This window comes from Pedobacter jeongneungensis (assembly GCF_000633455.1).
Taxonomy (GTDB): Bacteria; Bacteroidota; Bacteroidia; order Sphingobacteriales; family Sphingobacteriaceae; genus Pedobacter; species Pedobacter jeongneungensis_A.
Window position 1 is genome coordinate 101,464 of record NZ_AYMG01000029.1, and the last position, 16,427, is coordinate 117,890.

13 protein-coding genes are annotated in these 16,427 nt (G+C 38.9%); 10 read left to right on the forward strand and 3 right to left on the reverse strand.

The features are described from left to right. Positions 1–59: 59 nt before the first annotated feature. Positions 60–641 carry a Crp/Fnr family transcriptional regulator gene (locus U859_RS0124600; protein ID WP_162800030.1) on the reverse strand — a complete coding sequence of 194 codons (582 nt, stop codon included), beginning with the start codon at positions 639–641 and terminating at the stop codon, positions 60–62. 68 nt (positions 642–709) lie between these two features. After that, the gene (locus U859_RS0124605; protein WP_025145919.1) at positions 710–946 is read right to left on the reverse strand and encodes a hypothetical protein; all 237 of its coding nucleotides are present in this window, start codon (positions 944–946) and stop codon (positions 710–712) included. A gap of 180 nt (positions 947–1,126) precedes the next feature. On the opposite strand from U859_RS0124605, the gene U859_RS0124610 reads away from it, so the two are divergent. The 8 genes from U859_RS0124610 to U859_RS0124655 all read left to right on the forward strand — a co-directional run bounded on the left by U859_RS0124610 (position 1,127) and on the right by U859_RS0124655 (position 13,588). Beyond that, positions 1,127–2,527 carry a S41 family peptidase gene (locus tag U859_RS0124610; RefSeq protein ID WP_025145920.1) on the forward strand — a complete coding sequence of 467 codons (1,401 nt, stop codon included), beginning with the start codon at positions 1,127–1,129 and terminating at the stop codon, positions 2,525–2,527. A gap of 77 nt (positions 2,528–2,604) precedes the next feature. Next, positions 2,605–3,195: an RNA polymerase sigma factor gene (locus U859_RS0124615; protein ID WP_025145921.1), complete on the forward strand. Its 591-nt coding sequence runs from the start codon at positions 2,605–2,607 to the stop codon at positions 3,193–3,195. 520 nt (positions 3,196–3,715) lie between these two features. Beyond that, positions 3,716–4,741: a FecR family protein gene (locus tag U859_RS31315; RefSeq protein WP_025145922.1), complete on the forward strand. Its 1,026-nt coding sequence runs from the start codon at positions 3,716–3,718 to the stop codon at positions 4,739–4,741. Positions 4,742–4,910: 169 nt separating this feature from the next. After that, positions 4,911–8,162 (forward strand): TonB-dependent receptor, encoded by a 3,252-nt coding sequence (locus U859_RS0124630; RefSeq protein ID WP_025145923.1) that lies wholly within the window; start codon positions 4,911–4,913, stop codon positions 8,160–8,162. A 384-nt stretch (positions 8,163–8,546) separates the two neighbouring features. Further along, a complete protein-coding gene (locus tag U859_RS0124640) occupies positions 8,547–9,848 on the forward strand; it encodes a hypothetical protein (RefSeq protein WP_025145924.1) in 1,302 nt (433 codons plus the stop codon). Positions 9,849–9,945: 97 nt separating this feature from the next. Next, complete coding sequence (locus U859_RS0124645) at positions 9,946–11,019, forward strand: hypothetical protein (RefSeq protein ID WP_025145925.1); 1,074 nt, start codon at positions 9,946–9,948, stop codon at positions 11,017–11,019. Between the two features lie 278 nt (positions 11,020–11,297). Then, the gene (locus tag U859_RS0124650) at positions 11,298–12,737 is read left to right on the forward strand and encodes an inorganic phosphate transporter (RefSeq protein ID WP_025145926.1); all 1,440 of its coding nucleotides are present in this window, start codon (positions 11,298–11,300) and stop codon (positions 12,735–12,737) included. Between the two features lie 29 nt (positions 12,738–12,766). After that, complete coding sequence (locus tag U859_RS0124655) at positions 12,767–13,588, forward strand: universal stress protein (protein ID WP_025145927.1); 822 nt, start codon at positions 12,767–12,769, stop codon at positions 13,586–13,588. Positions 13,589–14,322: 734 nt separating this feature from the next. Here U859_RS0124655 and U859_RS0124660 read toward each other — a convergent pair. Beyond that, positions 14,323–14,655, reverse strand: a complete 333-nt coding sequence (locus U859_RS0124660; RefSeq protein WP_025145928.1) for a hypothetical protein — start codon at positions 14,653–14,655, stop codon at positions 14,323–14,325. A gap of 139 nt (positions 14,656–14,794) precedes the next feature. Between U859_RS0124660 and U859_RS0124665 the strand changes: the two genes are divergently transcribed. Together U859_RS0124665 and U859_RS0124670 are read left to right on the forward strand one after the other, a co-directional pair. Further along, entirely contained in the window at positions 14,795–14,989 is a 195-nt protein-coding gene (locus U859_RS0124665; RefSeq protein WP_025145929.1) for an RNA-binding protein, read from the forward strand. Between the two features lie 168 nt (positions 14,990–15,157). Further along, the gene (locus U859_RS0124670; protein ID WP_025145930.1) at positions 15,158–16,318 is read left to right on the forward strand and encodes a PepSY-associated TM helix domain-containing protein; all 1,161 of its coding nucleotides are present in this window, start codon (positions 15,158–15,160) and stop codon (positions 16,316–16,318) included. Positions 16,319–16,427 lie beyond the last annotated feature (109 nt).

A 16,427-nucleotide genomic window follows, 5' to 3' on the forward strand; every position in this document is an offset into this window, starting at 1 on the left:
AAATTTATTAATCAAACCTAGTACATCATTGGCGTCGAAAATTTATCAAATGATAAAAACTATATTCCCGACCTGATCCTGCTTAAAGAAACCTGGGTAATGCCAAGGTAACCCGCCAGATCGCCAAGGCTGATTCTTTGTATGAGGCCTGGGTTTTCCCTTAAAAAATTTTCGTAACGTGCAGCGGCCTTTTCTTCAAGCATTTCACCAATCCTCGACATCATGTTAACCGATGCCATAGAAACCAGTTTTCTAAAGAAAGTTTCCATGGGGTGAAAACGGAAACAAAGTTTATCCATTTCTGTTCGTGATATACGGGTGAGTACCGTATTTTCCAATGCTTCTATCTTGTAGGCTGATGGATTTTGAGAAAGGTAACTATCAAGAACGGTAAAAGTTGCACCCTCTGCAAAGAAACGCATAATAAAAGTCCTTTCCTTATTTTCAAAACCAGTTTTAACCAGTCCGCTGTTAATATAATATACATATCTGCAGATGCTTCCCTGTTCTAGTATAGCCTCTCCTTTTTTAAAGCTAACGGTTTCTAACTGTTGCGACAGTAAAGCGGCTGCATCCTTTTCTAATGCACAAAGGCCACTTACAAAGCCAATAAAATCCCGATTGGATTTATACCGTTCCATTTCCATATTAACCTGTTTAGGCTGCCGCACATTTTTTTTTTTGCGCCAGCTATATAATATACCGGGTATTACAGATAGTTTGGCCTGAATGTTTTGCTTAACACTTTAAGCTCTTCCTTAGCAATAAGGTTAGGATCTTCAGACTGTCTTTTTAGAAGATTTAACGGCACTTTAACCGTTCCGTTTGTGGTGCGGATGATACAGATTTCGTGATCGGCAGTGGAAGATACATAATGCCCGATTTCGGATTCAATGTCAGATAAACGGATCAGCAGTTCGTAGTAGATATAGAGCGGGAAGTTCACTCCACAAAGTTAACATAATAAAAAGCAAACATTTAATTATTGTTATGTTAACGTTAATTACATTGATAATAATTAATTAACAGAGCGGGTGAGCTCTTCTTAAACCGATGAATCTAACCAAAAATTAACCCATGGTTAACAATAGTAGCTTTAAGTTTGCTATCGAAATTCAGTAAGGTTATGAAAAAACGCTCAACTCACTTAAAAAGAATGTTTTATTGCTGTTCTTATTTTATCTTTCTGATCATTATACTTCCTTCCTGCAAAAAAGATAAAAAAAGTCCCGATTATCCTGCGGGAAGCAACGAAAACATCAATACCTGGATACTCGATAGCCTGAAACGCTATTATTACTGGAACGAACAGCTACCCTCCGATCCTAATATCGGTTTATCACCAAAAGATTTTTTTAATTCGGTGCGCAATGGTGCCGACCGTTTTTCGTACATCAATATTCCAAACGACGCTAACACGATTATACCAAACAACCGGAACTTCGGTTTCGATTATGTAACTGTTAGCGATCAGAACAGCACAAAGGTAATCGGGATTATTAAACTGGTTTTAAAAGATTCTCCAGCATCCAGGGCGGGTTTAAAACGAGGAGATTACATCAGCAAAATAAACGGAAAAACATTAACATTGGCCAATGCACAGGCTTTACAGGACGAAATATTAAGCAGCGACCACTTTTCGCTGGGCCTGGCAGAACAGAATAATAATACCTGGACCGATACACGTACTGTAGAACTGGCCAAAGGTGTAATACTCGATCAAAAAGAAATCAGCAGGGTGATAGAAAGCGATGGAAAAAAAATTGGCTACCTCTATTTTCTTGATTTTAATGGTGGATTGGCCAGTTCATTAATTCCGGTTTTCAGTAATTTCAAGACGGAAGGCATCTCCGATCTTATACTTGATCTCCGTTATAATTCTGGCGGGCAGGTAGCGGAAGCGGCAGCAATATGTGCCATGATTGCACAAAACATCTCTTTCGATAAACCATTTATCACTTACAAGGGTAACAAAAACGGCGGTACCAGAACAGAATCTATCGGTACCGCAGCTACTTTCGATCGAACGGTAAATTTTAATGTCCTCCTCCAGCAAAACCTCGGCTTAAGCAAGGTTTATATTTTGTCAACAGCTGCCACCGCATCAGCTTCGGAAGTAATGATTAACAATTTAAAACCTTTTATCCAGGTGATTCAGGTTGGCGAAAAAACACGGGGAAAAGATGAAGCCTCATTCAGGATATATGATGCCCGGAGTCCGAAACAGGTAAACTGGGAAATGCACCCTATAGTATATAAACTATTTAACGCACAAGGGTTTGGGAATTACAGTGCAGGTATTAACCCTGATGTTGCCATAAATGAAATCAATACCTTACCCCTGCTCCCGTTTGGCGATCAGGCCGATCCTTTGGTAAAAACAGCAATTGCAAGAATAACCGGTAAAGTAGCCAAAACAGGCATTAGTATTAACATCATGCTTTCAGGAGGTTTCCAGTCCGGAAATATTTTGATGGATTCGAGAACACAATCTGCTCAACAGAGCATGGTGATTACTCACCGTTAAATGGTTAGAAAAGGTTCTCATTAGCTTAACATTAACTTTAAACGCAAGCCCTAACTTGCCCTCATTAACCGCTACTCATGGAAAAGTTGGAAGATTTTAAAAATATAAAACTCCTGAATGCAGTGAAAACTGGCGATTCGGCTGCTTTTAACGAAATTTACCACAAGTACCGTCAAAAGATATTTGGTTATGCCTATCATTTTACCCGTTGCAGAGAAGAAGCCGAAGAACTTACACAGGATACTTTTGTTAGACTTTGGGAAAACAGAACCAAAATAGACCCCGAAAAAAATTTCGAAGCTTTTCTTTATACCCTTATTCGCAATATTTTTTTAGGTACACTCCGTAAAAAGGCAAGAGAAAAAGCTTATAGCAATGAAAATTTAGCGCATGAGCGATCTTTCAATGCCATTGAAGATGAACTTGATGCCAAAGAATCGAAACAGCTGGCACAGGAAGCAATTGAAAGTCTTTCTCCACAGGTAAAAAGAATATACCTGATGAGCCGGAACGACCACCATACGCACGAGGAAATATCGCAGTTGATGGGCATTTCTAAAAACACAGTGAACAACCACCTCAAAAAATCGCTGGGCATCATGCGGAAATATTTTAAAACTTATTCTCCAGAAACGATTATATCATTTGTATTGTTGATGTTTTGCTGAGCGGTTAGCGTGGGGCGTGGAGTATTTGGCAACCGCGATCGTCATTTCGACTGTAGCGCAGTCCCAAACTTTCGAGAGAGAAATCTGATCATTCATTTCAGTATAAAAGATCCTCCATTGCATTCAGGATGACAAAAACAGTTACGTTTTATATATAATTCGCTATTGGTTATTCATTTCCATCATCCATCTTACATTTTTCATTTCAAAATATCCTTCGACTACGCTCAGGATGACAAAACGCGTTAGATTCTCTGTGATTTCCGTGCCTCCGTGGCTAAAACTAGCGTAAATTTATTCCATTTTCTATCATTTAACCATTAAGGAGTTAAGAACATTAAGCTTTCGAAGTTAACTCCTAAAACACTCGCTAACTGGTCATTGAAAATTGATTATTGGTTATTTAATTACCTAACTCTTCTTTTTTAAAAAAAAATCTTCTCCACCTATAGCTGTATCCAAACTTTCGTGCATATATACAGTAGCGCGCAGCATAAAAGCGTTAAGACCAAGCATAAAAGTGAAACAAGATTACATTAAAATATTATTTGAACGTTATCTGGAGGGCAAAACCGATCCGGAGCAGGAAAAAACCCTGATGGAATACCTCGCCGATCCGGCGAATGGCGACAGCGAATTTCATGCGGTGATGGAAAAAGCATGGAAAAAGCAAAACGGCCAACCCGACTACACTTCAGAAGCCAATAAAGGCCTTAATCAGATCTGGAACAAAATTGAAGACAGGAAGCCAAAAACCAGGTTGCTGTATCCAATATTAAAATATGCAGCAGCAGTTGTAGTGGTAATTTCTGCAGCATTTGGTTGGTATGCTTACAAAAAAATGCAACAGCCCGCAGAAATGGCCATTGCCCTTTTAAGTAAAACCACGCTAAAAGGAGAAAAAGTAAAACTGATGCTCCCAGATAGTTCTATTGTATACCTGGGTGCAGGAAGTAAACTCACCTGGCCATCACATTTTATTAAAGGCAAGCTGAGAAATATCCGGTTGGAAGGTGAAGCTTTTTTTGAAGTAAAACACGATACCACGAGTCCGTTTATTGTACACAGCGGGCAAATGCAAACCAGGGTTTTGGGTACATCCTTTAATATTTATGCCTATCCGAAAGATGGAACCTTTAGCGTGGCGGTACGTACCGGTAAGGTAAAAGTTTCGGAGAACAGTGAGGGTAAATTAACACAATTATCACTCCTTACCCCAGGAATGAAATTGCTATACCATATTAAAGAACACGAATATGTTGTGCATACAGCACGCATTACCGAAGTAAATGCATGGATTAAAAACAGCTTTGCTTTTAAAGATGTAAGCCTGCCCAATATGTTCAAATCATTGGAAAGATATTACAATGTTCATTTTGAATTGAAGAGCAATAAATTAAACCAATGCAGGTTTAACGCCACATTTACCAACAAAAGCATTGGCAATATAATGGAAGAAATCCGCGTGATGAGCGGCAAAAAAATGAAATATAAAATAGATACTGCGAACAAAACAATTACCGTATGGGGGGAGGGATGTCAATGATGAGTTAGCGATATGCTATAGCGCTGAGAAACGCGCCATAAAACCGGATTTATACCTATGAAAAACAAATTAAACCTCTTAACATGAACAAGGAGCCGGATTGCTCGAACAATCCAGCTCCTAAAACAAAAGTTTTTAACCCGTGAGAATTAAAAAACATCTTGAACCTATGAAAATAGGGTTTTACGACTATATAAAAGAATATTTTATCAATTTGGATTACCGCCCTCTGGTAGCCCTTATGGTGCTATGTACCTTTTTATTTAACCAGGGCATGGCAAGCAGCTTTGCGCAAACGCCAAAAGAAACCAGTTTGAGCATTAAAATAACGGCAAAAAGTATCCCCGATGCACTTTTATTGCTGGAAGAAAAAGCAGGATTTTCCATCAATTACAATAAATCGATTTTTAGCCAAACCGGAACAATAAATCTTGAAGTAAAAAATATGCCCCTTGAGCTTATCCTTAAAAAGATACTTTCAGGCACCAGGGTAACGTATAGGTTTGCTGATGCCAATACCATATTGCTTTATAAATTACCAGATCCGGTAAAGCCTGGACGGATATCGGGAAAAATATTCGACGAAAAAGGGGAAACCCTACCTGGTGCTTCCATCAAAATTATCGAAACAGGTAAAGCTACTCAAACTGCAAGTGATGGAAGTTATAGCATAAGTACGGAACCTGGCACCTATACGGTGGAAATCAGCTATATTTCATTTGCGACACAGCGCATCAGTGATGTAATAGTAAAAAGTGATAAAGCGACACTTCTGGATATTTCGTTAAAACCCGATGCAAAGGGGCTTCAGGACGTGGTGATAACTGCCACCTATAAAAAAGCTTCGGTTGAGGGCTTATTGGCCCGTCAGAAAAATGCCTCCGAAATCAGTAATGGAATTAGTGCCGAGCAGATTGCCCGAACACCGGATAAAAATATCGGCGAAAGTTTAAAACGCATCAGCGGGGTAAGCTCGATAGATAATAAAATGGTATTGGTGCGTGGCATTGGCGAGCGCTACAACACGGCCCAGTTAGATGGAGTTACCCTGCCAAGTACTGAAGCGCAAACCCGCAATTTCTCTTTCGATTTAATCCCCTCGAGCCTCGTTGATAACGTAGTGGTAAGTAAAACGATTACCCCCGATATGAACAGCAGTTTTGGTGGTGGTTTGATCCAGATTAACACTAAGGATATCCCCACTGAAAATTTTATGAGCTTTACTGCTGGTACTTCTTACAACGACCAAAGTACAGGCAAAGATTTTTTAAGTCATCAACGTGGTAAAAACGATTACCTCGGTTTTGATGATGGCCGGAGAAAATTCCCCGAAGATCTTCAGCATACCGACCGTACCATTACCCCCAACAATGTACTTACAGACGAGCAGTATAAGCAGAAACTGATTGCACAGAGCCAGAAATTTACAAACGATAATTTCACGATGTATCAATATAAAACTGCCCCATCGCAAAATTATCAGTTTACTATCGGCAGATTGATCGGCATTGATACCACTAATAATAAAAAACTGGGTTTTACCGCATCGCTAAACTACCGCAATACGCAGAACATCAACACCATCGAACAGCAAACCAGAAGTGACTGGAATCCCAATACAACCAATACTGGCAATAAATATATGTTTAATACCACTTTGGGGGCTATGTTGAATATAGGTTTACAGCTGAACAAAAACAGGTTCAGTTTCCGCAATACCTATACGCATATCTACAATAACGATCTTGTTCGAACCATTGGCTATGACAGTGATGAAGGTGGAACTTTCTTTGCTGCAGGCTTAAAGCCCAACAGGATTGTCGAAGCAGATGATCCTACTTATACAGATCTGTTACAAAACAAGTTGAACGGTCAGCACCGGGTTGGAAAGGTAAAGTTAGAATGGAATTTATCCAGAACATCTATAGACCGGAAAGAGAAAGACCTTGGTATTGCCACACAAAACTTAAGAAAAGCCGGTAATGATTACGAGTACTTTTACGCATCGAGTGCACAAACCGAAGGTTATATCAAACCCACTTCACGCCATAACTACAGTAATAATGAACATCATTTTTCGTGGAATGGGGATGCCAGCATACCATTTAAAACCGGGCCATTAAATAACAGTTTCAAAACAGGTTATTTTGGCATACATAAAGAAGGATCATTAAACTGGCAAATTGCATCACTGGTTCAAAGCCCAACAATAGCTGATAGTTTAAGGTATATCCCAATTGCCCAGATGATTGATCCAGCTAAAATTGGCAATAATGGCTATAACTACTATATCAATAACTATTTTTTAAACGGTTATAAAGGAAAGAGCATTACACAAGCTGGCTATATGATGCTGGATAACCGCCTTGCCGAAAAACTACGTCTGGTTTGGGGCGTTAGGGCCGAGTATTATAAATATACCGAACTGCGTAACGACATTAATGTAAGGGGAGGAAGTTCTTTTGCGTTGCCATACGAAAAGAAATGGAGATGGTTACCATCGGCCAATCTTACCTACAGTCCAACCAAACAGATTAATATCAGGGCTGCTTTTTCTAACACAACCATTAGACCCGAATTAATGGATAACAGCCAGTTTTTCAGGTACGATCCGATGTTCGATGCACAGTTTGGTAACGAAGGTTTAGTGAGTACACAAATCAAAAATTACGACTTTAAAGTAGAATGGTTCCCTGGACTAGGCGAAATTATTTCTGCAAGTGCCTTTTATAAGCGCTTTGATAAGCCTGTTGAAGTAACCTTTAGTCTTTCTAATGGTGGCGGTGGTTTTTATTACATCCTAAACTCCGACGAGGCCAAGGTTTATGGTTTAGAATTCGAGCTCAGAAAAAACCTTGGTTTTATTGCCAGTGCTCCCCTATTATCGCGGTTTACCCTATATGGAAATTTAACGCTGCAAAAAGCCGATGTTGTAGGAACCTATAAAGCAACTGCGCCCGATGGTAGTCCGATAATTGTAAATGCCAAGGTAAAAAGAAATATGTACGGGCAATCTCCTTACCTCATTAATGCAGGTTTGCAGTATTTATACGAGCATTTTGGATTTAACATTGCCTATAATAAATCCGGGCGTAAAACAACGCTTGTGAGCGCTGAGCTTAACCGCATCGAATACGAAAACCCGAGAGACCAGATTGACGCCCAGGTGAGTTATAAATTTTATAAAAACAGGTTCGAGGTAAAGGTAAATGCGGGTAATCTGCTTAATAAAGCATCGGTTATTTTCAGAAATACAGGAAGTTATGAGCGTAATCCCGATTACGTTCCCGGAACTGCCGATTACAGTAACTTCTCCCGTTTAAAACCAGGCTTTACAAACAAATTAGAAGACGGAGACCAAATACTGTTCTCTCAAAAGTTTGGCCGTACATACAGTACATCCATTACTTATAATTTTTAATGCTACCATGAAAAACAATATCAATAAGGTTATACCATTTAAAAAGAAAGGAGGAACAAAGTTTCCTGCATAGCCATAAAAAAAACGAAAGGTTGTACCAGAACCCTTCGTTTAAACCGATCATTTCTAGTGGAACGGTGCATCAGGATAAACCCGAATTATTTTAAAAACCTACTGTTAAAAACCAAGGGTAGCTAACAGGTTTGCTTAGTTAAATCGATAAGAAATACTAAGATATAAAAAATCATCTCATTTAGGCAAAAACAGGCTTTTATTTCAAAAAAATAAGAAATCATCTGCCACTACACCTAAATGTCCTTAAAAAAATCAACCTAAAAAACATGGATCATACCTATGAGATCCCATGAAAAACAAAAAACGAAAATGAAAAATTTCAAAAACTTAATCGGTCTTTTATCAATTGTTGCTGTTTCTTTTACAGCTTGTAAGAAAAATGAAGGTGGTTCATCTGCATTCGGCAACCGCAGCGCTTCAGCAGCAGATTATTCACAATCATCATTACCGGTTGTAACGGTTAGCGGAGACATTACCAGCTCTGTAACCTGGACAGCAGGAAACGTTTACGAATTAAGTGGTGTAGTAACTGTTAGAAGCGGTGCAACATTAACCATCCAGCCAGGTACTTATATCAAAGCATCAGTAAATACCCCAGGTGTACAAAACGGTGTATTGGTTATTGCAAAAGATGGTACCATCAATGCTGTTGGTACAGCTAACGATCCGATTGTATTTACAAGCCGTTACCTTTTAGATGGTGATGCCAGCACAACAGGCAAACCTGGTGATTTTGGTGGTACAATTATTTTAGGTAATGCAACTATTAACGTTGGTGATAAACTGATTGAAGGTTTAGCAAACGAATCTAAATTCCACTACGGAGGTTCTAACGATGCCGATAACCGTGGTACCTTCCAATATGTACGTATTGAGTATGCTGGTTTTCAGTTGGCTCCAAACATTGAGGTTAATGGTTTAACTTTAGGTGGTGTAGGTAGTGGTACTACTATCGATCACGTTCAGGTTTCTTATGGTCTTGATGATGGATTCGAATTTTTCGGTGGTACAGTTAGCGCAAGCAATTTAATTGCTTTAGCTTCTGATGATGATCAATTTGATTTCGACAATGGTTTCAGTGGTATCCTGAGCGACTGTATCGCTATTGCAGATAAAAATTCTACTCATAGCACTAGCGGTGGCGCCAGCGATTCAAACGGTATCGAATCTGATAACAATGCACCTGCAGAAGATGCTACTTTTAGCTTAACACCTAAAACACACCCCGTATTGATCAATGTAAGCATTTTCGGAACAGAAAATACTTCAGGTATTGCCGGTTTAGGTTACCGTAATGGTATCCGCGAGCGCAGAGGTTCGGAAGTTACTTTATCTAACGTAATTGTTTCTGGTTACAATACTGGTATCGCTTTCGATGCTGATGCAAATGCAAGTCTTTCAGATATCTCTACTACATCTGTTCACGGTTTCACAAACTCAATCACAGCAGCAGTTGGTACTTACGTTGACGGCGGTGGTAACAATTTGGTAGTTAATGCAACCAATGCAAATTCTTTTGGTGTAAGCCAGCCATGGTACAATACACCAGGTTCTCCATCTACAGTTACGCTTCCAGGCTGGGCTGCTACATGGTCAAAACTTGTATTTTAATTTTTCTCTCTTATCAAAAGAGACCGTACCCTTTTGGGTATGGTCTCTTGATTATAAAAACAGGACTGTTCTGTTTTAAATGATAATTACCCTTTTTATGAAACTAAAAATTTTTACCCTTTTCTTTTTTTCGGCCATTATAGCCTTAGGTTTATCCTGTCGCAAAGCAGAACTTCTTCAACCAGAACCTGCAAAAATAATTCAGTTAACCGTTACCGGCGCATCTGATGTAGGATTGGAATACCTGTATAAAGACAGCATTATAGCCACTCCGCCTGTTGGAGGCATTAACGTAAAAACCCTGCTTTCTGTAAAGGATCAGAACGCTATTTTTAAGGTAAGAAAAAAAGGAACCTCAGAAATATTGCTCACCAAAACCATCACAGCAGTACCATTTGATCAGAACATCAGTTTTTTTTATGATGGAACCAAAGTATATAATAATGCCATTTCATTGGTTGTTAAAGGTTTTGCCTTATCCGGCGAAATCGAATTCTTGTTAGATGGAAAGCTACTGTCGTCGGGTACCAGCATCATCAATAATACTTTTTTTATCCTTATTGACAAAGGCACCACGAGAGAAATTACCATCCGTAAGAAAGGAACAACCGAAATTCTCTTTACTAAAACAATCGAATCTGAAATTGCAAGACAGAACATTGATTTCTTTTTCGACGGAACCAAAATCGCAAATAACGTTAAACTCACTCCTCCGGCAAATCCTGCAAATATGACGATCAGTGCAAAGTTTGAAACCATATTTGCCCCACAATTCAAAAATGTTGACGTAGATATTGTTTTTTATACAAAACCTACATCTGCCACCATTACAACAGCAGGTACCAAAGTTATACCCGAACTTAGGCTTACCCTGCCAAAAGATGGTTCGTTTAATTCGATTGAACTTCCGCCCCTGCCCGGACCAAATTACATCTACAGCTTTGATATATTTGAAGCGGGAACAAACAATGTTCCTTACAATACCACGGCCTCGCCCTTTGTAAATGCAGCATTTCCTTTTAAACAAAATGAAGGAAGGTATGGTTCAATCAGTTTTGAAGCAAATACATCGAAGTTATTTATTATAAAGGATACAAAAAATTTAGGTGCCACAACAAGATCTACCTATTTCTCAGGCGCTATTACCGATCTTTCTCAATATTTCAAATAAAATCATTAACTAAACTATAATAAAGGGGAAAACCTGGGCATTTTGCCGGGTTATCCCCCTATTAAGTTTATTGGATAGTGCAGTATTTTACAATTGAGCATTAAACCGGCGATTGTCATCGTTTGTAACGAAGATAAATGAGGGGTATGATTTTATCGCTATTAAGTCAAAAAACAGCCATCCACTTTAACGTATTGATAACAATCATTTAACATTCAAAACGATTTAAATCAGTTAGTTATTCAGTTATTTGAAAGCGCAGATAATTGATCTGCTCCATGAATATCCAAACTGATTTTATGTCGTCGTTCTGCACCATTATACCCTTTTTAGGAAATACCGATTTAAGTACCCCACTCGCCATTGTTTTTATTGTCTGCCTGCTTGCCGTAGTCGGATTTGAATTTGTAAATGGTTTTCATGATACGGCCAACGCGGTAGCTACAGTAATCTATACCAAGGCACTTAAACCTGTTATTGCCATTCCGTGGTCGGGATTTTGGAATTTTATGGGCGTATTTACCGGTGGGATTGCCGTAGCTATGGGCATTTTAAAACTTGTTCCATTAGATGCCTTAATGAACCTTCCTGTCGGTGTTGGCGCCGCTATGGTTTTAGCGGTGTTACTGGCTTCTATTGCCTGGAACCTCGGCACCTGGTATCTGGGTATCCCCTGCTCAAGCTCACATACTATGATTGGTGCCATGATTGGCGCCGGTTTGGCTTTCACCTGGTATTATGGCGGCAAAGGCGTAAACTGGGGCAAGGCCGAAGAAATCGGTTTATCGCTGATTCTATCACCCATTATAGGCTTTGGAATCGCCATACTCCTGATGTATTTTTTAAAGCATGTAATTAAATACCATGCACTTTTCCATATCCCAACGGGCGAGAACGACCGTCCTCCATTATTGATCAGGGGCTTACTCATTACCACCTGTACCCTGGTAAGCTTTTTCCATGGCAGTAACGACGGACAGAAAGGTGTTGGCTTATTAATGTTGATCTTAATTGCTTTTCTCCCTGCAAAATTTGCGGTAAACCATCATATCCCCAATGATAAAGTATTGTTTCAGCTGAACCAAACCGAACAGGTACTTCAAAAAACGGCAACGCTTAACCAGGGAAAAACGTTAGATATTACTGCTCTTGTAAAGAAAATAGATCAAGCTAAATTTCACTTGTCGCTTAAAAATGAAACCGATAAAAAAAATACTTATCTTTTCCGTAAGCAGATTGAAGAGGTAGTGGCTTCGGTAAAAACAATAAGGGAAGATAAAACATTAGTAATTAACCCCGCCGACGATCAGCTCCTTCATGATAATGCTTCCGAATTATCGAAACTGGTAGAATTTGCACCGCTTTGGGTAATCCTTTTAATTTCAATTTCACTTGGATTGGGTACCATGATTGGCTGGAAACGCATAGCGGTTACCATTGGCGAAAAAATCGGTAACGAGCATTTAAATTATGCCCAGGGCGCCACTTCCGAAATTGTTGCGGCTTCTACCATTGGATTAAGCACTGCTTTTGGTTTACCTGTAAGTACCACACATGTATTATCGAGCGGGATAGCTGGCGCAATGGTGGCCTCTGGTGGAAGAAAAAACCTGAACAATAATACGCTCAAAAATATTGGCCTGGCCTGGGTACTTACCTTGCCGGTGTCGATTGTATTGGCTATTTTGTTATTTATGCTTTTTCACCTGTTTATTTAACAGTTTCAAAATAAATTATCTCCAAAAAAATGAAACAGATACTTGTAGCAACGGATTTTTCAAGAAGCGCTGGAAATGCCCTTTCTTATGCATTAGCCATGGCAAAAACGCTGAAAATGGAAGTTGTGGCCATCCATGCCATCCATCCTACAGAAGGTATAAATAACAGTACCTACAATGCCATCTTTATCGAATCGTACTATGGAAATAAAAGAGCTGCTTTAAAAGAATGGGCCGAAAACATCAGTCAAAAAGATAACCTCACCGATGTAAAACTCGAAACCATTTGTGATGTGGGCTTTTTAAAAACAGTAATTACTAAACATACCGAAAACAATCCAGTAGAACTGTTGGTAATGGGCATTACGGGTGCAACAGGCATCAGTGGCATTGTGGGCAGCAATGCGAGCATGGCGGTTACCAAAATGAGAATCCCAACGTTGATTGTTCCTTTGGAAAGCAGTTTTACCAACTTCCCCATTATTACGCTGGCTACTGATTACGAAACCGTATTATCGCCAAAAGATATTACTGCCCTCAGCGAACTGTTAAAAGCCTCGGGAACAAGGAAAATGCAGGTGCTTTATGTGGCCGAAAAATCAGATGAAGTACATATCCAGACAGGAGAAAAAAGGATCAGGGATCTTTTACCGGATACGGAAATCGAATTTAACTACATTATGGATAGCAGTGCACCAAACGGCATTATGGATTTCATCAAAAGTAACCATACCGACATCCTTTGTCTGGTTAAACACCACCATAATATCATTTACCGCTTATTTACCAGCAGTACGGTTAACCAGGTAATGAATAAAACGGTGAAGGCCATTTTGGTATTACACGAATAAGATAGAATGGAGGATGGAAAATATAAGATGGAGGATGGAAATTAATAACCAATGATCAATTTATAATGATCAATCAGCGGGCGCCGATAAAATATTACTATTCTTTTCTCGGCGCATCCCTATCAAGTAATTTGTCATCCTGAATGCAATGAAGGATCTTTTACGTTGTATTTAAGACACGGAAATCACATAGAATCTAACGCGTTTTGTCATCCTGAGCGTATTCGAAGGATCTTTCAGGATGAAAAATGTAAAATGGATGATGGAAATCAATAACCAATGATCAATTTATAATGATCAATCAGCGAGCGTTTTAGGCCTTATCTTTAAATCTTAATATTCTCGACTCCGTAATGGTGAAATGATGGAAAATGTAAGATGGATGATGGAAATAACCAAATGACCAGTTTACAATGATCAGTCAGTGAGCGTTTTAGCTTTATCTTTAAATCTTAATATTCTTAACTCCTTAATGGTTGAATGATGGAAAATGGAATAAATTTACGCTAGTTTTAGCCACGGAGGCACGGAAATCACAGAGAATCTAACGCGTTTTGTCATCCTGAGCGGAGTCGAAGGATCTTTTCAGGGATACTTAACGATAGTTATTATAGGTTAATAGTTTGGTGCTAGGCGTGTTGCAGCAGTTAACCGATTTAAACAATTAACCGATTAACCCCATAAATGAGTTTTCAGTTGGCAATTCCCCCATGAACCAATGACAAATAAACCGACTACTTCCTCACTTTCCTGTAAAGCCTCTCAATTTTCTTAGCATCTTTTTTAAAAGTCACGAGGTAATCTTCTATTTCCTTTTTAGATAACGTTTCTACCTTCGCTTTAACTTCATCTTTAAAACGGCCTACTGCAAGCAGCTGGTTTTTGCTATCGCGGAATTTCACATTTGGGAAAAGCTCAGTGATGTGACGTTTATTCCTTTCCCTGATCTCGCTTAGTTTAGTAAAGGATTTCGGATGTTTGTCGCTGTTTATATCGGTAAGCGAATCGTAATAGTCATAATCGCCGATATAATTAATGAGATTTAGGGTAATAATGTTCGGATCCATATTATACTTTTGTTTCAGTTAAATATAGTATTTTGTGTCCGAAATACACTAAGTAACAACATTTTTATAAGATAATTGAATTAGCCATGATAACATTTATTTCATCGCTTTAATGATAAAACCAGCAGCACCTTAACCAATGGATAACAATAGAACAACAGTGTTAAAAGATGGTGACCAATGCCTTGTTATAGCCGGAACACACAAAGGGAAATGGGGTATAATAAGTGATATTAACACCAGTAAAACCGGACATGTTACCATCACGGTTGAACAAGCTAGCTCCATACGGTTTAAAACGCTGATGAGAAATGTGATAGCCAAGGAAAAATAAATCATTATAATAAGAGGTAATTTTTTTCTACACATACGGAAAAGTTCGGTGGTGTGTAATAATATTATAGCAGAGGCAATTCGCAACAGATTCTTATTTTAATTTATTCTAAATTAACTTATTTTTGCAGCTATAATTCTATCCCAGCAGATAGCCAACAAACATTTCATGAGCTTAGGCACAAACAACAAAACTGCAGCTAAAAAAAACGCGTCAAAATCTCTCTTTAGTAAAACAGTGTCATTTCTCCACCTCTGGCTCGGGCTTTTGGCAGGAAGTGTATTGATTGTAGTTGCCTTAACCGGCTGTATCCTCTCTTTCGAAGATGAACTTACACCATTGCTGTTTTCGAAAGAGCAACAGGTAATACCAAAAGCCGAACGCTTGCCTATAGATTCACTGGTTTCGATTGCCAAAGCCAATTATCCTAAAAAGAAGATTTTCAGGATGATGTTATCTGCTGAATCCAGCAGAAGTGTAAAAGCAACTTTTGGCACTAAAAAGACTGGCTATGATTATGTGTACCTTAACCCTTATTCTGGCGAAATACTCTCAAAAGGAAAAGAAAATAAGCGTTTTTTCGTTATTGTACTCAATCTTCACCGTTTTTTACTTGCCGGATCCGTTGGGAAAGCCATTACAGGGATTTCCTGTGCCATTACTTTTTTCATGACCATTAGCGGACTTTACCTCTGGTGGCCGAAAAACAGAAAAGTATTAAAACAGCGCTTGGTTGTTAAACAAAATGCCTCGTTTAAAAGAACAAACTGGGACCTTCATGCCGTAGGGGGCTTTTATGTGATGATTTTCCTTTTCCTCATTACTTTAACAGGCTTGATCTGGAGTTATGATTGGGTGGAAAACATGATGTTTAAACTTACTGATGGAAAGGTTTCAAAACCAGAAGTAGTGAAACAACCTGAAGTAAAAGAAAAAAAGGAAGCAGGTCTTTACGAAAAAATTGTATCGGCTACCAACGCGATTTATGCCCATCAGGGCGATTTAACCCTAAATTTCCCTGATAAAAAAGATAAGCCTGTACTGGTATCAAAAGAAAACGGCGAAGCAAGGGTAAATACAGTTGATCAGGCTTATTTTAACAACCGCAATGGCGAATTGATTGAAAAACGTCCTTTTGCGGGTTTAAGCCTCGGTAATCAGGTACGCAAGCTGAACAAACCGATCCATACGGGCAGTATTTTTGGCTGGCCCACTAAACTGTTGATGTTTATTGTAGCATTATTAACGGCCTCGCTGCCTATTACAGGTTTGTTAATTTATTTAGGCAGAGGTAAGAAGAAGAAAAAGCCAGTTGCGGTTTATAGGTGATGAAAATCTTAAGATTATCTGAAAAACATCTGTTTCAGAGGTATTTGATCAATTGCTATATTAAATAATATTCCTGAAGAATCGTCATTCCCAACTTGATTGGGAATCT